The organism is Pseudolactococcus yaeyamensis (assembly GCF_054658615.1).
Genome location: NZ_BAAGGP010000004.1, coordinates 1 through 19828 on the forward strand (window position 1 = coordinate 1; position 19828 = coordinate 19828).

General features: G+C 37.3%; 19 protein-coding genes and 2 pseudogenes. 19 read left to right on the plus strand and 2 right to left on the minus strand.

Going from position 1 to position 19828, the window contains the following annotated elements; genetic code table 11:
- The 13 genes and pseudogenes from ACYQ21_RS01485 to ACYQ21_RS01545 form a co-directional block, all read left to right on the plus strand.
- Window positions 1–235 (plus strand): annotated as a pseudogene (locus ACYQ21_RS01485) (ISAs1 family transposase); the annotation flags it as partial.
- 224 nt (window positions 236–459) lie between these two features.
- Window positions 460–2295 (plus strand): translational GTPase TypA, encoded by a 1836-nt coding sequence (gene typA / locus ACYQ21_RS01490; protein WP_460054411.1) that lies wholly within the window; start codon window positions 460–462, stop codon window positions 2293–2295.
- A gap of 36 nt (window positions 2296–2331) precedes the next feature.
- Window positions 2332–2562: a DUF3165 family protein gene (locus ACYQ21_RS01495; protein WP_442450551.1), complete on the plus strand. Its 231-nt coding sequence runs from the start codon at window positions 2332–2334 to the stop codon at window positions 2560–2562.
- 43 nt (window positions 2563–2605) lie between these two features.
- Complete coding sequence (tsaE, locus tag ACYQ21_RS01500; protein ID WP_460054413.1) at window positions 2606–3028, plus strand: tRNA (adenosine(37)-N6)-threonylcarbamoyltransferase complex ATPase subunit type 1 TsaE; 423 nt, start codon at window positions 2606–2608, stop codon at window positions 3026–3028.
- Between the two features lie 26 nt (window positions 3029–3054).
- Window positions 3055–3570: an N-acetyltransferase family protein gene (locus ACYQ21_RS01505; RefSeq protein WP_460054414.1), complete on the plus strand. Its 516-nt coding sequence runs from the start codon at window positions 3055–3057 to the stop codon at window positions 3568–3570.
- A 67-nt stretch (window positions 3571–3637) separates the two neighbouring features.
- A complete protein-coding gene (locus ACYQ21_RS01510; protein ID WP_460054416.1) occupies window positions 3638–4927 on the plus strand; it encodes an LCP family protein in 1290 nt (429 codons plus the stop codon).
- Between the two features lie 101 nt (window positions 4928–5028).
- Window positions 5029–5946 carry a peptidylprolyl isomerase PrsA gene (locus tag ACYQ21_RS01515; RefSeq protein WP_460054418.1) on the plus strand — a complete coding sequence of 306 codons (918 nt, stop codon included), beginning with the start codon at window positions 5029–5031 and terminating at the stop codon, window positions 5944–5946.
- A 206-nt stretch (window positions 5947–6152) separates the two neighbouring features.
- Window positions 6153–6653 (plus strand): LURP-one-related/scramblase family protein, encoded by a 501-nt coding sequence (locus ACYQ21_RS01520; RefSeq protein WP_460054419.1) that lies wholly within the window; start codon window positions 6153–6155, stop codon window positions 6651–6653.
- Window positions 6654–6678: 25 nt separating this feature from the next.
- Window positions 6679–9294: an alanine--tRNA ligase gene (gene alaS / locus ACYQ21_RS01525; RefSeq protein ID WP_460054421.1), complete on the plus strand. Its 2616-nt coding sequence runs from the start codon at window positions 6679–6681 to the stop codon at window positions 9292–9294.
- A 346-nt stretch (window positions 9295–9640) separates the two neighbouring features.
- Entirely contained in the window at window positions 9641–9811 is a 171-nt protein-coding gene (locus tag ACYQ21_RS01530; protein WP_460054423.1) for a hypothetical protein, read from the plus strand.
- A 61-nt stretch (window positions 9812–9872) separates the two neighbouring features.
- Window positions 9873–11726, plus strand: a complete 1854-nt coding sequence (locus tag ACYQ21_RS01535) for an N-6 DNA methylase (protein ID WP_460054426.1) — start codon at window positions 9873–9875, stop codon at window positions 11724–11726.
- A gap of 83 nt (window positions 11727–11809) precedes the next feature.
- The gene (locus tag ACYQ21_RS01540) at window positions 11810–12835 is read left to right on the plus strand and encodes a PDDEXK nuclease domain-containing protein (protein ID WP_460054428.1); all 1026 of its coding nucleotides are present in this window, start codon (window positions 11810–11812) and stop codon (window positions 12833–12835) included.
- Between the two features lie 2 nt (window positions 12836–12837).
- Window positions 12838–12999, plus strand: a pseudogene (locus ACYQ21_RS01545) (DHHA1 domain-containing protein); the annotation flags it as partial.
- 91 nt (window positions 13000–13090) lie between these two features.
- Here the strand turns inward: ACYQ21_RS01545 and ACYQ21_RS01550 are convergent.
- Together ACYQ21_RS01550 and ACYQ21_RS01555 are read right to left on the minus strand one after the other, a co-directional pair.
- Complete coding sequence (locus tag ACYQ21_RS01550; RefSeq protein ID WP_460054430.1) at window positions 13091–13333, minus strand: hypothetical protein; 243 nt, start codon at window positions 13331–13333, stop codon at window positions 13091–13093.
- 18 nt (window positions 13334–13351) lie between these two features.
- Entirely contained in the window at window positions 13352–14287 is a 936-nt protein-coding gene (locus ACYQ21_RS01555) for a 1-phosphofructokinase family hexose kinase (protein ID WP_460054432.1), read from the minus strand.
- A gap of 438 nt (window positions 14288–14725) precedes the next feature.
- Here ACYQ21_RS01555 and ACYQ21_RS01560 point away from each other — a divergent pair, with 438 nt between their 5' ends.
- The 6 genes from ACYQ21_RS01560 to ACYQ21_RS01585 all read left to right on the plus strand — a co-directional run bounded on the left by ACYQ21_RS01560 (window position 14726) and on the right by ACYQ21_RS01585 (window position 19716).
- Entirely contained in the window at window positions 14726–15502 is a 777-nt protein-coding gene (locus ACYQ21_RS01560) for a DeoR/GlpR family DNA-binding transcription regulator (protein WP_460054433.1), read from the plus strand.
- A gap of 49 nt (window positions 15503–15551) precedes the next feature.
- Window positions 15552–16013 (plus strand): PTS sugar transporter subunit IIA, encoded by a 462-nt coding sequence (locus ACYQ21_RS01565; protein ID WP_460054436.1) that lies wholly within the window; start codon window positions 15552–15554, stop codon window positions 16011–16013.
- A 35-nt stretch (window positions 16014–16048) separates the two neighbouring features.
- Complete coding sequence (gene gatB, locus ACYQ21_RS01570; protein ID WP_460054438.1) at window positions 16049–16327, plus strand: PTS galactitol transporter subunit IIB; 279 nt, start codon at window positions 16049–16051, stop codon at window positions 16325–16327.
- Between the two features lie 79 nt (window positions 16328–16406).
- Window positions 16407–17765, plus strand: a complete 1359-nt coding sequence (locus tag ACYQ21_RS01575) for a PTS galactitol transporter subunit IIC (RefSeq protein WP_460054439.1) — start codon at window positions 16407–16409, stop codon at window positions 17763–17765.
- 26 nt (window positions 17766–17791) lie between these two features.
- The gene (locus tag ACYQ21_RS01580; protein ID WP_460054442.1) at window positions 17792–18832 is read left to right on the plus strand and encodes a galactitol-1-phosphate 5-dehydrogenase; all 1041 of its coding nucleotides are present in this window, start codon (window positions 17792–17794) and stop codon (window positions 18830–18832) included.
- Between the two features lie 38 nt (window positions 18833–18870).
- Window positions 18871–19716: a class II fructose-bisphosphate aldolase gene (locus tag ACYQ21_RS01585; protein WP_460054443.1), complete on the plus strand. Its 846-nt coding sequence runs from the start codon at window positions 18871–18873 to the stop codon at window positions 19714–19716.
- The last annotated feature ends 112 nt before the right edge of the window (window positions 19717–19828 follow it).

The window sequence follows — 19828 nt, forward strand, 5'->3', positions numbered from 1 at the left end:
TCGAGAACATTGGGCGATTGAGAGTATGCATTGGCATTTGGATGTTAGTTTTGGAGAGGATGCAAATAAAACATTAGACAAAACAGCAGCGTTAAATCACAGTAATATTCGCAAATTGGCACTAGCCGTTTTGAAGGATTTGGAAATGCGTAAAAAGAAGATGAGCATTCGTCTCAAACGTTTTTCGTTATCAATGACTTTTTCAGATTATTTGGCACAGTTGTTTTCAATGTGAGAGCTGTTATTTTTAAAAACACGCTTCCTATTTTGAGATTGGGAGAGAGAGAGTCATGCGTTTGTCGTGTCCTCGTAGGCGTTCATCTTGCATTTCACCAAAAATATGTTATACTTATAAAGTTGAAATAGAATAAAGATCATCTCTAAAAAATGTTCAAGTGGCAGCGTAAGACAGTCGCAATAGGATTTTTAGACCTGATCTCAAATTATGAGGTATAAATCTTGACTAAATTACGCGAAGACATTCGTAATGTCGCAATCATCGCCCATGTTGACCATGGTAAAACAACACTTGTGGATGAACTTTTAAAGCAATCTGACACATTAAGCGCCCGTGCACATCTTGACGATCGTGCCATGGACTCAAACGATCTTGAAAAAGAACGTGGCATTACCATTCTTGCTAAAAATACAGCCGTTAAATATAAAGACAAACACATCAACATCTTGGACACACCCGGTCACGCAGACTTCGGTGGCGAAGTTGAACGGATCATGAAAATGGTTGACGGCGTTGTGCTTGTTGTTGATGCTTACGAAGGGACAATGCCTCAAACACGTTTCGTGTTGAAAAAAGCCTTGGATCAAGGGCTGACCCCCATCGTCGTTGTCAATAAAATCGATAAACCATCAGCTCGTCCTGAAGAAGTTGTCGATGAAGTCTTGGAACTTTTGATTGAACTGGGTGCTGATGAAGATCAACTTGAATTCCCTGTTGTTTATGCATCTGCCATCAACGGGACATCAAGTCTTTCTGACGAACTTGACACACAAGCCCACACAATGGAACCTCTGTTTGAAACAATCATCGACCATATTCCTGCACCAGTTGATAACTCTGATGAGCCATTGCAATTCCAAGTTTCACTACTTGATTACAATGATTTCGTTGGTCGTATCGGTATCGGACGTGTTTTCCGTGGTACGATTAAAGTTGGTGATAGCGTCACGCTTTCAAAACTTGATGGTACAAAACAAAACTTCCGTGTCACTAAATTATTTGGTTTCTTCGGTCTTGACCGTATTGAAATTCAAGAAGCAAAAGCTGGTGACTTGATTGCTGTATCTGGTATGGATGACATCTTTGTTGGTGAGACAGTAACACCTTCTGATCATATTGATCCACTACCAATTCTTCACATCGATGAACCAACTTTGCAAATGACTTTCCTTGTCAATAACTCACCTTTTGCCGGTCGTGAAGGTAAATGGGTAACATCACGTAAAGTTGAAGAACGTCTGCAATCAGAATTGCAAACTGACGTATCACTTCGTATTGACCCGACTGATTCACCTGACCGTTGGATCGTATCTGGTCGTGGTGAATTGCATTTGTCTATCTTAATCGAAACAATGCGCCGTGAAGGTTATGAGCTTCAAGTATCACGTCCTGAAGTTATCGAACGTGAAATCGATGGCGTTCGCTCAGAACCGTTTGAACGCGTCCAAATCGATACACCTGAGGAATATCAAGGTTCAATCATCCAAGCCCTTTCTGAACGTAAAGGTAACATGCTTGATATGATTAACACTGGTAACGGTCAAGTTCGTTTAATCTTCCTTGTACCAGCTCGTGGTTTGATCGGATTCTCTACTGAATTCTTGTCAATGACACGTGGTTACGGTATCATGAACCATACTTTCGATCAATATATGCCAATGATTCATGAACAAATCGGTGGCCGTAGCCGTGGTGCCCTTGTCTCTATCGACACTGGTAAAACAACGACTTATGCAATCATGGGTGTTGAAGAACGTGGTACAATCTTTGTTAATCCAGGAACAGAAGTTTATGAAGGCATGATCATCGGGGAACATTCTCGTGAAAATGACTTGACAGTTAACGTAACAAAAGCAAAACAAATGACAAACGTACGTTCTGCCAATAAAGACCAAACTAACGTCATTAAAACACCACGTATCCTCACTTTGGAAGAATCAATTGAATTCATGGCTGACGACGAATACCTCGAAATCACACCAGAATCAATTCGTTTACGTAAACAAATCTTGAATAAAGCAGAACGCGAAAAAGCAAACAAAAAGAAAAAAGGATAAGCCGTCAATAGACCGATAGATATAAGAGAGGATAAGATGTTTTATTTAGTCGTATTAGCACTCTTTGTCTTGTGTTACCTTTTCCTGGCACCAGATGAGATAAAAAAAAGCTTAAACCTTTTTGTTGGCATTATCGGAACAGTTTTAGCTGTTACGATTGTCATCTCACTTATTATTCAAAATAAAACGAGCATCATACAAGGACTAGTGCTCCTAGCAGGCTTCTTCCTAATGGTTGAAAGCATTCGCGAAATAAACCAATTATAAAAAAATCAGTCGAGAGGCTGATTTTTTTTGATATAATAAACCTATGAAAGTAAATGAAAAACAAATGCTGGCGTTTGCTGAAAGCTTAGGCAGAAAATTACAAGCAGGCGATATTATCGTCTTGACGGGAGAATTAGGCGTTGGTAAAACGACTTTTACCAAGGGCCTCGGCCTCGGTTTAGCTATTCATCAGATGATAAAAAGTCCGACCTATACCATTGTTCGGGAATATGAAGGACGCCTCCCCCTGTATCACATGGATGTTTATCGGATTGGCGATGATCCAGATTCGATTGATCTAGATGATTATTTATTTGGTAATGGTGTCACTGTGATTGAGTGGGGCAATCTCCTAGCGCAAGATTTGCCGACTGAGTATCTGGAGATTATTTTTGACTACCAAGACGATGAACGAGAAGTGACGCTTGTCGCACATGGTCAACATTATGAGACTTATTTAGTCTAAGACTAGTTGCTTGCCAAAGGAGATGTATGACTGAAATTATCGTAAGAGAAGCAGAGCCTAAAGATGCTCAAAAATTAATTGATTTTTTAAATCAAGTCGGCAAGGAATCACATTTTTTAACCCTTGATGAAGTGGGGATCTTGCTGACAGAAGCACAAATGTCAGAGTATCTGGTACAAATCGCTGAAAAAGATAATAATGCTTACCTATTAGCCTTAATAGATGATGAAATTGCTGGTGTTATCAGTTTAACAGCGGATTTTCATGAACGTATTCGACATATCGGTGATTTATTTATCGCTGTTAGTCGAAAGTTTCAAGGTTATGGCATTGGCCATATTTTAATGGCTGACATGTTATCGTTTGTTCAAGAAATTGGTGTCATTAAGCGCTTGGAACTTCAAGTTCAGAAACGAAATGACAGAGCTATTCACCTTTATCAAAAACATAGTTTTGAGACAGAATCAACTCGGAAATTCGGGGCTAGAGATGAGTTAGGAAAGCTGATTGATGTATTAGAAATGGTAAGATTTTTTGATTAAGGTTACAAGTTTGTAACATTTTAAACGAATAGGGGTTTGTCCCCAGTTTTTTTGGTAAAATGGAGTAATGAAAAGAAGCCAGAGAATTAATGATGAAGCCAAGCATGGATCTAAAAAAAGCCAGAATAGGAAGCTAAAGAAAAATGGCAAGCCTAAGATGCGACTTTGGAAGAAGTTATTGCTTGGTTTTTTGACGACAGTGTTAGTGTTTGCAGGTCTTATTTTTGCTTATGGTACGATTGTCTTAAATAAAGCAGAAGATGCTTTCAAAACGACTTTTTCTGACTTAGGTCTGAGTTCAAGTAAAAAATCAGATGAGATTATTAAAGCAACCCAACCCTTGACGATTTTATTGATGGGGGTTGACACGGGCGATAGTACACGTGCAGATTTGTGGTCAGGTCAGTCGGATACGATGATTGTGATGACAATCAATCCTCAAACGAGCACAACGACCATGGTTTCCTTGGAACGGGATATGCTAACGAGTATCATTGACAAAGATGGTGATGTTGTCGAGAATAGCAAATTAAATGCCGCCTATGCCGATGGTGGTGCAGTGACCGCAGTGTCAACGATTCAACAACAAATCGGCTTAGACATTGATAAATATGCCATGATTAATATGAATGGTTTGAAAGATCTCGTTGATGCTGTCGGTGGGATTGAAGTGGATAATCAATTAGGCGAAACGATTTCAATCGAAGAAACTGAACCTGATTATACAGCGACAGTTGAACCGGGTAAACAGCATATTGATGGCGATCAAGCCTTGGTATACGCTCGGATGCGTCATCAGGATCCAGAAGGTGATATCGGGCGTCAAGTGCGCCAACGTGAAGTCATCACCCAAATTATGGGTAAAATTTTAAGTTTGGATTCAATTACCAAATACGAGAAAATTTTGACAGCCATTTCTGGTAATATGAAAACAGATTTTGCTGTGAATGGTAATTCTTTGAAGAGTTTGTTAGGCTACAAAGATGCTTTCCAAAAAATACGCTCAATTAAATTGCAGGGTATTGGTGAAATGATTGATGGGATTTCTTATCAGGTCATGCCAGCTGATAACCTATTGAGTGTTCAAAATGCTTTGCGACTGTCACTTGGTCAGCCAGTTGTAAAAAGTCTTTCGCCTAATATTGTTACCTTTGAAAATTATTATGGTGGTTATGCACCAAATGCAACATTGCCAACGGTAACGACAACAGTAAATGGTAAAACAACAGAGAAAACCTTGCTGACTGATGGTGAAGAAGCTTCTGCAGAAAAAGCGCTAGAAGAAAGTACATCAAGTACAACGTATGGTGAAGAAGCTTCTGAACCTCAATATGATATTTATGGCAACCCGATTTAGTCTAATTTAAGGTTTTTATCAGAAAGTATGGTATAATTGTAGAGATCGTTAAGGCTTGACCCTTAACAAAAATGAATCAGGATATGAAAGGTAAAATTATTTTGAATTTTAAAAAAATTGGTTTAGTTGTAGTAACAGGCTTTGCTGTTGTGACACTTGCAGCTTGTAGTAAAGATGGTACAAACTCTGACATCGTCACGATGAAAGGGGACACCATCCGCGTGTCAGATTTGTATAAAGAAGCAAGAGAGTACCCCTCAACAGGGACAGCAACCTTGTTGCAAAACATGACTTTTAAGAAAATTTTTGAAAAAGAATTTGGTAAAAAAGTTTCTGAAAAAGAGGTAAACAAAGAGTTTGATGCTCAGAAAGCATCACTTGGTACTAATTTTGCAGGCGCTTTACAACAGGCAGGCTACACGGAAAGCTCTTATAAAGATTCTATCCGTTCGCAACTTTTATTAAAAGCAGTTGTGACGAGCAAAATCAAATTCACAGATGAGGAATATAAAGCAGCATTTGAAACCTTCCATCCAACAGTTGAGGCTTATATCTTGTCAGAGACGACAGAAGATGCTGCTAAAAAATTAGTCGAAGATGCTAAAAATGATGCAGCTACCTTTGATAAAACTGCTAAAGAGAAGAAGAGTGATGTGAAATTCGACTCAGCAAATACGCAAATTCCAGAAGAAGTTAAAACAGCAGCCTTCAAGTTAAAGGATGGCGAAGTATCTGCCGAACCAATCACTGTCAGCAACGCTCAAACAGGTACAAAATCTTTTTATGTTGTGAAAATGATTAAAAACGCTGATAAAGGGACTGACTGGAAAAAATATAAGAAAGAACTCAAAGAAATCATCACAACAAACAAGCAAAACGATGCGACATTTGTTAATGGTATCATTGCAGGTTACTTGAAAGACTATAACGTTAAAGTAAAACCAACTGAGTTTTCAAATATCTTTTCATCTTATGAGGCAGCAGTAACAAGTAGCTCATCATCGTCTAAATCGAAATAAAATAATCAAGTGATATAGAGAGACAGCGGTGGTGAGAGCTGTCATACTTGAGAAGTGCTTATAGCAGAGTTTCCTGCTCTATCAAACAATTGAGACGATACTTTGTCGTGAATGAGGGTGGTACCGCGTTTAAGCGCCCCTTGCTTACGGTGGAGTATTTTCTTGATTTATTGTTAAAAATATCACATTCTTTGGGAGGTGTCGAGATGGTTCAGTATCAAATCAAACAAAATTTTTTGTCGCTTGGTGGTAAATTTAAGATTATGGATAATGCAGGTAACTTGGCTTATCATGTTCAAGGGAGCTTTATGAAAATCCCAAAACAGTTTACCATTACAAAACCTGATGGGACATTAGTGTCTCACATTAAAAAAGTGATGTTTCAGATTTTCCCTAAATTCGATGTGACTTTGGCTGATGACACTCATTTCCAGATTAGAAAAGAGTTTACAATTTTTAAACCTCGTTATCGAATTGAACATTTTGGTCTGGAAATTCAAGGGAATTTCTGGGATATGGATTTTGAACTTCGACATAACAGTGTGCCAGTGGCACAAATTTCACAAGAATGGTTTAAAATTAACTCAACTTATCATATAGATGTCTATGATGACAAATATGCGGATGCTGTCATTTCTTTAGTTATCGCCATTGATTATGTTAAAGCACAGCAAGCTGCCGCCTCATCGGCATCCTCTAGCAATTAAAAATAGAAAGAAAATATAACCTCACATGAAAAAAATGACCTCACAAGAAGTACGTCAAATGTTCCTTGATTTCTTTAAGTCTAAAGGACATACAATTGAACCGTCTGTTAGTTTAGTTCCAGTCAATGATCCAACGCTACTTTGGATTAACTCAGGTGTTGCGACACTTAAAAAATATTTCGATGGTTCGGTCATTCCTGAAAATCCGCGGATTACCAATGCGCAAAAAGCTATTCGGACCAACGATATTGAAAATGTTGGTAAGACTGCACGTCACCACACTATGTTTGAAATGTTAGGTAACTTTTCAATCGGTGATTATTTCCGTAAAGAGGCGATTGAATGGGGCTTTGAATTATTGACAAGTCCTGAGTGGTACAGTTTCCCAGTCGATAAACTTTACATGACTTATTATCCAGCAGACCAAGATTCTTATAACCGTTGGATTGAAGTTGGGGTGTCACCTGACCATTTGATTCCAATCGAAGATAACTTCTGGGAAATTGGTGCTGGCCCAAGTGGTCCGGACACTGAGATTTTCTTCGACCGTGGGGAAGACTTCGACCCTGAAAATATCGGGATTAAATTACTGACTGAAGACATCGAAAATGACCGGTATATTGAAATCTGGAATATTGTTCTGAGTCAATTTAACGCAGATCCAAGTGTGCCACGTAGTGAATATAAAGAACTACCGCATAAAAATATTGATACGGGTATGGGACTTGAACGGATGGTTGCGGTCATCCAAGGGGCGCATACTAACTTTGAGACAGACTTGTTCATGCCAATCATCCGTCAAATTGAGCAATTGTCTGGTAAAACTTACGATCCTTATGGGGATAACATGAGCTTTAAGGTCATCGCTGACCATATCCGCTCACTTTCATTTGCTATTGGTGATGGGGCTTTGCCAGGTAATGAAGGTCGTGGTTATGTCTTGCGTCGTCTCCTGCGTCGTGCTGTCATGCATGGACGTAAACTTGGCATTACAGATACTTTCTTGTATAAGCTCGTTAAAATCGTTGGCGACATCATGCAATCTTACTATCCAGAAGTTTTGGAAAAACGTGACTTCATCGAAAAAATTGTCAAACGTGAAGAAGAAACTTTTGCGCGGACGATTGATGCGGGTAGCAAACTCTTTGACGAAGTCATCAGCAAGCTAAAAGCAGCAAACCAAACAACACTTGACGGTGCTGATATCTTCAAACTCTACGATACTTACGGTTTTCCAGTTGAATTGACAGAGGAGTTGGCAGAAGATGCTGGCTTTACCATTGACCATGCTGGCTTCGAAGCAGCCATGAAAGCCCAACAAGACCGTGCGCGTGCCGCAGTCGTTAAAGGTGGCTCGATGAATAAACAGTCAGAAGTTCTAACTGCCCTAGAGGAAGCATCAACTTTCTCTTATACAGAAAAAACGCTTGCGTCAAGACTGACTGCCATTGTTCAAGACGATCAGCGCGTGAAAACGGCTAAAGGAACAGCCCAAGTGGTCTTTGCTGAAACACCGTTTTACGCTGAAATGGGTGGTCAAGTTGCTGACCACGGTGTGATTCTGGATGCGGTAGGTGATGTGGTCGCGAACGTGACGGATGTGCAGAAAGCGCCGAACGGTCAGCCTTTGCATACGGTTGAGATTTTGACTGAATTTTTTGAGGGCGAAGTTTACACGCTTGCGATCGACCAAAAACGTCGCAACAGTGTGATTAAAAATCATACAGCCACTCACTTGCTCCATGCTGCCCTGCACAATATCTTGGGAGAGCACGCGACACAGGCTGGTTCGCTTAATGAAGTTGACTTTTTACGTTTTGACTTCACGCATTTCGCAGCAGTGACAGCCGATGAATTGGCAGAAATTGAACGTCAAGTCAATGAAGAAATTTGGAATGCGATTGATGTTCTGACTGTTGAAACGGATGTTGCAACTGCTAAAGAAATGGGTGCCATGGCGCTCTTTGGCGAAAAATACGGTAAGGTTGTCCGTGTTGTAACGATTGGTGACTATTCAGTCGAGCTTTGTGGTGGCACACACGTTGCTAACACGAGCGAGATTGGCCTATTCAAGATTGTCAAAGAAGAAGGGATTGGGTCAGGGACGCGTCGGATCATGGCGGTCACGGGCCAACAAGCCTTTGAAGCCTTCAAAGCACAAGAAGCAATTTTGAAAGACGTGCAAGCCTTGGTGAAATCACCACAGGCTAGTCAAACAGTTGCTAAAGTTGAAAACTTGCAAGCTGAACTCAAATCAGCTCAAAAGGAAGTTGAAAGTCTGTCAGCTAAAATGGCATCAGCACAGTCTGATGAAATCTTCCAAAATGTGCAAACGGTTAATGGTGTGAGTTTTATCGCAGCTAAAGTCACTGCAACTGATGCTGGCGCTTTGCGTAATCTAGCAGATATTTGGAAACAAAAAAATAGCTCTGACGTTTTGGTACTTGCTGCTCAAATTGGCGAAAAAGCCAATCTTTTAGTTGCGAGCCAATCAAGCGATATTAAAGCAGGAAATGTGGTTAAAGCACTTGCGCCATTTATCGATGGTCGCGGTGGTGGTAAACCAGATATGGCCATGGCCGGTGGGACCAAACCAGCTGGTATTGCTGAGCTGCTTGAAAATGTTGGAGTTAATTTGTAAGTTATTATGTGAAGTAGTTGAAAGCAGTATTGTTTATACTAAAAACAGTCAAGAGACTGTTTTTTTGATATTCACATGACTACTTGATAACATGTTTTATAGTCGCGATAGGACTATGTAAAGCCTATTGAGTCAGAATAATCGAATAAAAATATTTTGATAGGTGATATTTTAGATAAAGTAAAACGACTATAATTAGATAGCAGTATATTAGTTTAGTATTAAATATACTGTTGACAGTTAATGAATCATGTGCTAAACTATGTATAATACAAAAATAAAAAAGAAAAGAGACATTATGAAAAATAGTAATATATTCCTGCTGTTACTTGTTATCATCTTTATGATGACGACGAAAGAATCGGGTGTGAATGTGAACAATGGCGATAATTTCAAGGGAAATGTGAGTGTAAATGTTTGGAAAGATAAAGAGCAGAATGATAAAGATATTATACAATTAATACTAGCAGCAGTAACAATTTTTGCTTCAGAAGTCAAAAATAAAGATGAAGAATAAAAAGTATTAATAATACTAACTTATGTTATACTAGGTTTAAGAATATATTATAAGGGGGTAAATGATGCAAAGAAATATTAATCGGCATATTGTAAATAAATCAAAAGATACGGTAGAACAGAAAGTTATAGCTTTACTAACTGTTATAATTGCTGTCGTAAAAGTACTAAAGCCTGAAGTAATAACGGATTTAAAGAAAAAGGATATGCAAGAAGACATAGATACTTTACTGAAAGAGATTAGTGAGCTAGGCTTGGAAATCGAGCTTAAGAATGAATTGAATCAAGTAGATAAGATATCGTTAGAGACATTTAAAAATCTGATAGATGACATTGATAGAAAGTCATTTGATAGCGCGGCAATTATTGACTTAATGGATAATTATTCTAACTATCGAGGTGAGTATACAACTCCGAACCATTTGAGCAAATTGATGATTGATTTAGCTGAGGTTAAGGTTTCGGATAAAATTCTTGATCCAACTGCTGGACTTGGTAGTGTGATCAGACAGTTGATTTCAGCAAATCCAAATCAAGAAATCGTTGCACAAGAGGAGGATTACATTACGTTCATAATCTTAAAACTTTCAGTACTTATTTTAGGAGCAGATAAATTTATAGCCTATTGTGATGATGTTCTTGAAAATCCGCTATATACTGACAAAGTGACAGATCAACTTGAAACATTTGATAAAGTTATCACAGTACCACCATCACCATTTGGTATGACAAATCAACATGATTTAACTCTCGATAAATTTAATCGCTTTGAATATGGTATACCACCACGAAACGCTGCTGATTGGGCATTTATTAGTAATGGTATTGCTGCATTAAATTCTAGAGGGAAAGCTGTTTTTCTAGTTCCGAATGGTTCCTTATTTCGTGAAGGGAAAGCTATCATTACGATAAGAGGGGAGGTGATTAATAGCGATTTAATTGAAGCGGTTATAGAACTGCCAGAAGGAATGCTTTTGCCTTTTGCTAATGTTGCAACCTCTATATTAATCATCAATAAAAATAAAACAATTCAACGTGTTAAAAAGATTTTAATGGTAAATGCAACAGATTTTAAAGTCAGCAGACGATCAGAAAACTATAAACAATTGTTGAATGAGCATTTTGATAAAATTATTGATGCTTATTTATCAGGTAAAGAAATTTCTGGATTTTCGAAATATGTTTCAGCATCAGATATTAAAGATACGGTTATTTTGCCTTCTCGTTACGTTTTTTCTAATAAAATGGTGATTAATGGTTATGGTACTTTGGTATTTGATTTTGAAAAATTTAAACAAATGTCTCCCGTTATTTTGGGAAATATAGCAAATATCTCCCGTGGTTATAATTTAATATCAAAAGAGGAATCTGTTGAGGGCGCTTATAGGGTAGTTCGAATTTCTGATATCGTAGAAGAGACAATCAATGAAACATCACTATCTAGAATAACCCCCTCAAATATAACTCATATTGAAAAATATGAAGTTAAACCTGGAGATATTTTATTATCTGTTCGAGGTGTTGTTATTAAAGTAATTTTGGTTGATAAAAAAATAGATAATCTTCTTTTTAATTCAAATTTGGTTAGGATACGTGTCAATAGTTCTAAAATATCCTCTGAGTGGTTATTAGAATATTTGAAAAGTCCAATCGGCATGGCACAATTAGAAATGATGATGGAAGGTGCAACTGTTCAACAAATTTCATTTAAGAGACTGTCCAATTTACAGGTACCACTTATAACACTGGAAGAACAAAAAATATCAATTCAAAAATTTCAAAATAAAAAATTAAAACTTCAAGAACAATTTCAAATCTTGAAAAGAGAAGAAACGATTTTAAAAAACAAATTATTTTCAGATATGGGCATTTCAGAGTTTTTTAAAAGAACAGAAAATGATACAGATATGAGTTAGTAGTAAATGATTAAATTGTGATATTTTTTAATCAGAATCCTGATTATCCAGGCATGCCTGGATAATTTAAAGTAGGAGATAGAATGGGTAAATTATCTGAGCTAAGACATGATACCGAATATCAAATTTTGATAGATAGTATTTCTAGTGTTGTCAATCAAAATAAAGAAAAAGCAATAAAAGCATTAAATTTACAACTTTTAACTTTAAATTGGGAAGTTGGAAAATATATTGTTGAGTTTGAACAAAATGGTGAAGTAAGGTCAAAATATGGTGATAACTTATTAAGTGGTCTTTCGAAAGATCTAACCACGAAACTAGGTAAGGGATTTTCAAGATCAAATATTGCTAATATGAGATTATTTTATTTGCGTTTCCCAAAAATCAAGGCAGTGCCTGAACAATTGACTTGGAGCCATATTATTGAAATTTTATCTATTGATGATGAGCTAGAACGTAATTTTTATATTGTAGAAACTAAAAAGAATAATTGGAGTTACCGTGAGTTACATCGTCAAAAAAACTCAGCTTTGTTTGCACGTATTGCTTTATCAAAGGATAAAAGAGGTATTTTAGAGCTCTCAGAAAAAGGTAATGAGGTCTCTACCCCAGAAGATATTGTGCGTAATCATTATGTTTTAGAGTTCCTAAATCTTCCTATAATGGATAAAGTAAGAGAAAGTACGCTTGAAAAAGCTCTTTTAAATCATTTACAAGAATTTTTGTTAGAGCTTGGGAAAGGTTTTGCGTTTATCGGTAGTCAATATCGCTTAACGATTGATAATATAAATTTTTATGCTGATTTGGTTTTTTATCATGTCATTTTGAAACGCTATGTGATTATTGATCTTAAAGTAGGAGAAGTTAGACATGAAGATATTGGTCAAATGAATCTCTATTTGGGATATTTTGCGCTTGATGTTAATAATGAAGATGACAACGAACCTATTGGTATTATATTAGGTGCAAATAAAAATGATACGGTCGTTAAGTATGCAACACATGGCATGGATGTCAACTTGTTCGTATCAGAATATCAGTTATATCTACCTGACGTAGATGAACTTCGCCAATTAGTTCAGGATGAGCTGGATAAAGAAGGCTATTAGAAGAGAAAGCGAATTTGTTAGTTGCGAGCCAATCTAGCGCTATTAAAGCACTTGCGCCATTTATCGATGGTCGCGGCGGTGGTAAACCAGATATGGCCATGGCCGGTGGGACAAAACCAACTGGTATTGCTGAGTTGCTTGAAAATGTAGGGGTTAATTTGTAAAGTATTTCTATCAGTTATTGAACCAATGATTACAAAAAATCATCTCATGTTAAATTGTGAGATGATTTTTTAAGTAGAGAACGTTTTTCAATTAAATAATAATTTGACTCGCTTCACTAAGTGCTTTTATTTTCCGACAAACTTCACGACAGTCTGGACTGAAAGATTGAAATTCTGGAGCATCTATTTTGGTTGTAATTAATTTAGCCTGGATGATAATCCGATTTCTGGGGGAATCCACATCAATTTTTTTCAATAAATCATTGTAGTAGTTCTGTAATTCTTCAAATGGTGTTGCTGCTGTAAAAGGAAAAGTCACTTTGGTCATCTTCATCATCGCACTTTCTTTAAATTAAAATTTTTCTACCTTGATAGCGTTATAAATTTGCTGTATTTGCTCAGTTTTTAGTTCAGGATACCAGTTTAGAACATTGGCAGTGGCGTAACTGATGGCTTTTTTTAAGATTATCAAAGGTTCTTCCCCGAGGCTGATGTATTTCACCAAGCCTCCAAGGAAAAAATCACCTGATGCGATAGGGTTTTTGGTATCTACTTTATCAAGAGATAGAAAATAGATGTCATTTTTCATCTTTGCTAATATGCCCTTAGCACCCAAAGTAATGATGAAATATGGGATATCGGCAGTTGATGACGACTTTAATAAGTTAATATAGTCTGAAATTTTTTCAAGTTTAGCATTTGGAAATAGGTCTAAGATTTCTTCATCATTAATTTTAATGGCCTGGGGTTTGCCTTGATAGGCTTTTCGTAAAGCAGCGCCGCTTGTATCAATGAAAAAAGTCACGGCAAAATTTTTAAATTTTTCCTGTAAGTGGTAAATGTAATCATCGGGCATGCCTTTCATAAGAGAACCCGAGAAGACCACAGTATCACCGTTTTGAATTGATGTTTCAAGTTGTTCTGTGAACTGATTTAAAAGAGATGAATTGAGAGAAAAACTATTTTCATAAATGGGGTAAACATCACGCTTTGTTGTATCAACTACGATATTGCAAATTCGTGTGTTTTCTGGTATTTCTAAAGCGTCTAGGGGAATATTATTGTCAGCAGCAAGTGCTTTGAGATAGTTACCATTACGACCACCTAAAATAGTATGTACAACGAATGAAACAGAAGGGGATTCAAAAGTCATGGCATAGGCGACATTGAAACTTTTACCACCGGCAAATTCTCTGAGTTCGTAAGGACGATTTGGTATTGATTTTGCAAAATGGTGGAAAAGCAAAGTGCGATCAATTGCAGGATTAGGACAAATTAGATGAATCATTGAGAATCTCCTTAGTTTAATGTTTTAGCAGTACTTGAATTAGTAGATAATCATGTGAATGTTTTCAAAAAATATTATACAATGATACGTATAAAAAATCAAGCGCTTTTTTTGCAAAAAAAATCAAAAAGCAAAAAAAAAAAAAGAAAAAGCAAAAAAATGCAAAATATCTATTGACTTTCAGATTAAGGTGATATAAAATATAAGGTGTAAGGGCTTACAAATTATAAAAGAGTGGAGGATATTAAAAAATATTACACAGAAAAAGCTATCTCAATTTAAAATAATTTGCGATAATGACTCAGCGCAAATTATTTTTTGAAAATGCCAAAAAAACGCAAAATATTTTGATTTCTATCCTAGGGTATAGTAGAATAATGATGTAAACGTTTGATATATTATGAATAATAATTCCCAAAATAGGAGATAGATTATAAGATGAATGCGATTAAAAGAAAAGAATTTATCATCAACTACTTGAAAGAGTATCATACTCTAAAGTTCAATCAGATAGCAGAACAACTCAGCGTTACAAGAGAAACTTTGCGCAAGGATATATATGAGCTTGAAGAGGAAGGACTTGTTAGAAAAACACATGGCGGTGCAGTTTTAGCTAATAAAATCAAGGAAACTGCTTATGAAAAAAGACGTGAGGAGTTCTCAGATGAAAAACGTGTGATTGCCAAACAAGCAGTTGAAATGATTGAGGAAGGGGATACCATATATTTAGACTATGGCACAACCATATACGCTTTGGCTGAAGAAATTGTGCGTATGAAAAATATCACGGTTGTAACAAATTCTATCCCAATCCTTAATCTATTACTTCGGAATGAAACAATTGATCTGATTATTCCGGGCGGTGTCGTTAGAAGAAATGAAGGTTCTTTGTATGGTGAAATTGCCGAAAATAACATGAAAAATATTTTTGTGACAATTGGTTTCTTTGGTTGTGCGGGTATATCTGCTGAGGTAGGTATAACTGATCATCATTTTGGTGAAACAACTAATTCTAAAACAATGCTTCGTCATTCTGAAACTAGTGTGTTACTAGTTGATAGTAGTAAGTTTGGGAAATGTGCTTTTAGTAAAATGGCAGAATTCTCAGATATTGATGCGATTGTGACAGATAAAAAGCCAGGTCTTGTGGAGGAAAAGGAAGTTTTATTAAATGATGTGTCACTCTACTATCCAATAACTGTGATAGAAGAGTAAATAGCTTCTTTAAACTTTCGATTGTATCGTGAATTTAAGAGGAAATAAAATGATTGATAAAAATTTAATGTTCTGCCAATTGAAAGTTGAAAATCAAGATGCTTTCTTTGTCGAGATTAGCCATCTTTTAGAGGAAACAGGTATTGTCAAAGCGGGGTTTTCCGATGCGCTTAAATTACGTGAAGCAAATTTCCCAACTGGCTTACCTGTTACAGGAGGCGTTGCGATTCCTCATACAGATGGTGCTTTAGTTATTGAAGACCGATTGGTTTTTGTAACATTACATGAGCCCATTGCGTTTAATGAAATGGGTGGAGACGAAGATGATAAAATTGCTGTCAAGTTGATTATCTTGTTAGCCATTGGTAATGGGAAAAAACATTTAGATGTGTTGCAGAAAGTGATTACTGGCATTCAAAACCCTAACTTTGTAAATGGTATGTTGCATGCTGAGTCGCAAGACCAAATGTATGAAATCGTTGAAAATGAGTTAATGTGCATTGTGAGATAAATTTATCTTAATAAATAATCGAAAGAGGAGATCAAATGAAAAAAATTATCGTTGCATGTGGTGGTGCGGTGGCGACTTCAACAATTGCAGCAAATTTAATTCGTGAGTTGGCAAAAAAACATGGCATTGATGCAGAAGTTGTCCAACATCAAATTGGAGAGCTTGAAGCTAAAAAAGATGGTGCTGATTTAATTGTGACAACAGGTCGTTATAAAAAAGATCTTGGTGTACCAGTGATTCAAGGTACAGCATTTATCAGTGGTGTGGGTGTCGAGGCTCTAGAAGAAAAGATTTTATCGGTTATTAAAAACTAATTTGCTAAGCTTAATTGTTTTTGAGGCAATTAAGTAATCTATAAAATAACTTAAGTTATTTAAAAATGGAGGAATTGGAATGAATTTATTACTGGATGCTGTGCAAGCCCTTGTTGACTTGGGTGCAAGTGTTATGTTACCGATTATCATTTTCGTATTGGCGTTATGTTTGAAGCAAGGGATAGGAAAATCTCTTCAATCAGGCATTACGATTGGTATTGGGTTTGTAGGTATTGGTTTGGTGGTTGGTCTGCTACGTGATAGCTTAGGACCAGCCGCAGAAGCCATGGCGGAAAATTTTAATTTAGGATTGAAAGTTGTCGATTTGGGGTGGCCAGGAACATCACCGATGGCTTGGGCATCGGATTTAGGATTAATTGCCATACCGATTGCCGTTGCAGTCAATCTAATTATGGTGGCTTTCAAATTAACACGTGTGATTAATATTGATATTTGGAATATTTGGCACATGGCATTTACAGGTGCGATTGTTCAAATTGCAACTGGTAATATTTATATTGGGATGGGGGCAGTTGCAATTCATGCGGTGATTGCTTATAAACTTGGAGATATGTTTGGTCAAGTTACAGATGATTATTTTGGACTGGAAGGGATTTCAATTCCACACGGTACGAGTGCCTATATGGGGGTCTTTGCTGTTCCAATTGATGACTTGATTAACAAAATTCCAGGTCTTAATAAAATCGAAATTACAGAAGAAACGATTGAAAAACGTTTGGGTGTATTAGGGCAACCGACTATTGTTGGTGCGGTACTAGGTGTTATTATTGGTCTTTTGGCAAAATATCCAGTTGGTAAATCTCTACAACTCGGCGTTCAATTGGCAGCAGTTATGCTATTGATGCCAATGGTTGTCAAATTAATTATGCAAGGTTTATTACCGATTTCTGAAGCGGCTAAATCAATCTTGGATAAGAAATTTAAAGGTAGTAACCTTAAAATTGGTTTGGATCCAGCGCTTTTACTTGGAGATTCACAAGTTATTGCAGCCTCTCTCTTGTTTGTCCCACTTACGATTTTGATTGCTGTTATTGTACCTGGAAACCAAGTACTACCATTTGGAGATTTGGCAACAATTGGTTTCTTTATCGCTATTGCGACAGGTGTTCACAAAGGCAATATTTTTCGGACTTTGATTTCCGGCTCTGTGATTATGTTTATTACCATTTGGATTTCGAATCAGATGATTTCATTACAAACAGCGCTTGGAGAAAATGTAGGGATTTTGAAGGCTGGTGGTGAGCGTGTCTCTTCTCTTGACCAAGCAGGTAGTCCATTAACCTATTTGATGGCAAAGGGGGTGACGCTTGAAACAGGACTTGGTTTCCTTGTTATCTTAGTCTTATATGTTGCAGCATTTGCTTATACATTTATTAAATATAAAAGAGGAACGATTTACGTTGATAATGAAGCTTGAACACATAAATTCAGAAAGGTTGAAAAATGAAAGCATTGACTGTAACAGGTGTAAAGAAATTTGAACTACGAGATATTCCTATTCCTAAAGCAACAGAAGGAAAAGTTTTGATTGAAGTCGCTTATGTCGGGATTTGTGGTTCAGATTTACCTAGGTATTTTGAGGGTGGTGTTCATGCTTTTCCCCAAGTATTAGGACATGAATTTTCTGGAAAAATCGTTGAAGTTGGTGCAGGTGTTGAAGAGTTATCAATTGGAGAGCGCGTGGCAGTAGCACCTCTGATACCAGATGAAACAACACCAGGTTATCTAAAAGGTGAACCAGCGATGGCGGAACGGTATAGTTTTATTGGGAGTCGAGAACAAGGTGCGATGGCGGAGTTTATAGCTGTTCCTGCAAAGAATGTTGTCAAGGTACCAGATGAACTCAGTTTGAAAGAAGCTGCGATGCTAGAACCGTTGACCGTTGCCATACATGGCATTGATAGAGTTAAACTTTTTTCAGGTGATGAGGTAGTCGTCTTAGGGGCGGGGACAATCGGTTTATTGACATTACTTGCTTTGCGTGCAAGAGGTGTTGGCACCATTACAGTTGTTGATATTAATGATAACAAGTTGGAGCTTGCTAAAAAAGTGGGTGCAGATGTTGTTTTAAATCCTTTAAACGAATCGCTTGAAGCGTATTTTAAAATAAATCGTAAACCAAGAGTAGTGATTGAGACTGCTGGTAGTTCTGTTACACAACGTCAGGCACTTGACATTGTTGAAAAAAGAGGTGCTGTCGTTTACGTTGGTACATCAACTCGGGATGTAGTATTACCTCCAGAAACATTTGAAAAAATTTTACGTGGAGAACTTGAAATAACAGGGGCATGGATGAGTTATACTGCACCATTTCCAGGATATGAATGGGAGGCCGGTTTGCAATACATGGCTACTAAACAAATTCAAGTTGAACCATTGATAACTGGTCTTTATCAATTGGAAGATAAAGATATTCCTTTTGAAAAGATGGTTGAAAAAAACTCTACTGCACTCAAGCTCATGTATGAGCTAAAAGGTGAGTAATATAAAACCGTATTATTCAAAAAGGAGGAGAATAGGGCATGTTAGTAACGAGTAAAGAAATGATTCTGAAAGCTCAGGCTGGGCACTATGCCATCGGTGCTTTCAACATTGAGAATATGGAAATGGCGATGGCAGCTGTGAAGGCGGCTGAGAGTTTGAACTCGCCAATTATCTTGCAGACGACACCGGGAACGGTTGAATACGCGACTTTGGAGTTGTATTTTGCCAATGTGAAAGCGATTGCAGATAAGGCGAAAGTACCAGTTGCGATTCATTTAGACCATGGCTCAAGTTTTGAGCTTGCCATGCAAGCACTGCATGCAGGTTATACGTCTATTATGATTGATGGCAGCCACTTGCCATTTGATGAAAATGTAGCTGTTAGTCGACGTGTTGTTGATGCTTGTCATCCAAATGATATTCCGGTAGAAGCAGAACTTGGCAAAGTTGGCGGTAAAGAAGATAAGCTAGATGGTGGTACGAATAATCCCTATACTGAACCTGCTGAGGCGAAAGAATTTGTGGCACAAACAGATGTAGATTTTCTGGCTATTGCAGTTGGCACGATTCATGGCATCTATAAAGGTGAACCAAAGATTGATATGGCACGTCTTAGCGAAATTCGTCAGGTTGTTTCAATTCCGCTTGTTTTACACGGTACGTCTGGTGTACCAGATGAACAAGTTAGGGAAGCGATTAAGCGGGGGATTTGTAAAGTCAATTATGCGACAGACTTACGTATTGCCTATACGAAAGGTGCCCGGGCTAACCTGACTGATGATAAGGTCATTGACCCTAAGAAATACGGTCAAGCTGGTATGAAAGAGGTTTGTGATCTGGTCGCAGCTAAAATTAAAGTTGTGGGCAGTGATAACAAGGCTTAAACCATGTGATGAAAGGAAGACAACGATGATGTGGACAATTGAAAAAAATGAAAGAATTGTTTATGACGGATTTGAAGGCGCAAAAAACAAGCGATTATCAAAGTGGTCAAAC

Coding starts and splice junctions, on each gene's coding strand:
- ACYQ21_RS01505 (WP_460054414.1), top strand. CDS start 3,055: ATGACTGAAATTATCGTAAGAGAAGCAGAGCCTAAAGATGCTCAAAAA.
- ACYQ21_RS01565 (WP_460054436.1), top strand. CDS start 15,552: ATGATTGATAAAAATTTAATGTTCTGCCAATTGAAAGTTGAAAATCAA.
- tsaE (WP_460054413.1), top strand. CDS start 2,606: ATGAAAGTAAATGAAAAACAAATGCTGGCGTTTGCTGAAAGCTTAGGC.
- ACYQ21_RS01495 (WP_442450551.1), top strand. CDS start 2,332: ATGTTTTATTTAGTCGTATTAGCACTCTTTGTCTTGTGTTACCTTTTC.
- ACYQ21_RS01580 (WP_460054442.1), top strand. CDS start 17,792: ATGAAAGCATTGACTGTAACAGGTGTAAAGAAATTTGAACTACGAGAT.
- alaS (WP_460054421.1), top strand. CDS start 6,679: ATGAAAAAAATGACCTCACAAGAAGTACGTCAAATGTTCCTTGATTTC.
- ACYQ21_RS01585 (WP_460054443.1), top strand. CDS start 18,871: ATGTTAGTAACGAGTAAAGAAATGATTCTGAAAGCTCAGGCTGGGCAC.
- ACYQ21_RS01530 (WP_460054423.1), top strand. CDS start 9,641: ATGACGACGAAAGAATCGGGTGTGAATGTGAACAATGGCGATAATTTC.
- ACYQ21_RS01575 (WP_460054439.1), top strand. CDS start 16,407: ATGAATTTATTACTGGATGCTGTGCAAGCCCTTGTTGACTTGGGTGCA.
- ACYQ21_RS01550 (WP_460054430.1), bottom strand. CDS start 13,333: ATGAAGATGACCAAAGTGACTTTTCCTTTTACAGCAGCAACACCATTT.
- ACYQ21_RS01535 (WP_460054426.1), top strand. CDS start 9,873: ATGATGCAAAGAAATATTAATCGGCATATTGTAAATAAATCAAAAGAT.
- ACYQ21_RS01555 (WP_460054432.1), bottom strand. CDS start 14,287: ATGATTCATCTAATTTGTCCTAATCCTGCAATTGATCGCACTTTGCTT.
- ACYQ21_RS01540 (WP_460054428.1), top strand. CDS start 11,810: ATGGGTAAATTATCTGAGCTAAGACATGATACCGAATATCAAATTTTG.
- ACYQ21_RS01520 (WP_460054419.1), top strand. CDS start 6,153: ATGGTTCAGTATCAAATCAAACAAAATTTTTTGTCGCTTGGTGGTAAA.
- gatB (WP_460054438.1), top strand. CDS start 16,049: ATGAAAAAAATTATCGTTGCATGTGGTGGTGCGGTGGCGACTTCAACA.
- ACYQ21_RS01560 (WP_460054433.1), top strand. CDS start 14,726: ATGAATGCGATTAAAAGAAAAGAATTTATCATCAACTACTTGAAAGAG.
- ACYQ21_RS01510 (WP_460054416.1), top strand. CDS start 3,638: ATGAAAAGAAGCCAGAGAATTAATGATGAAGCCAAGCATGGATCTAAA.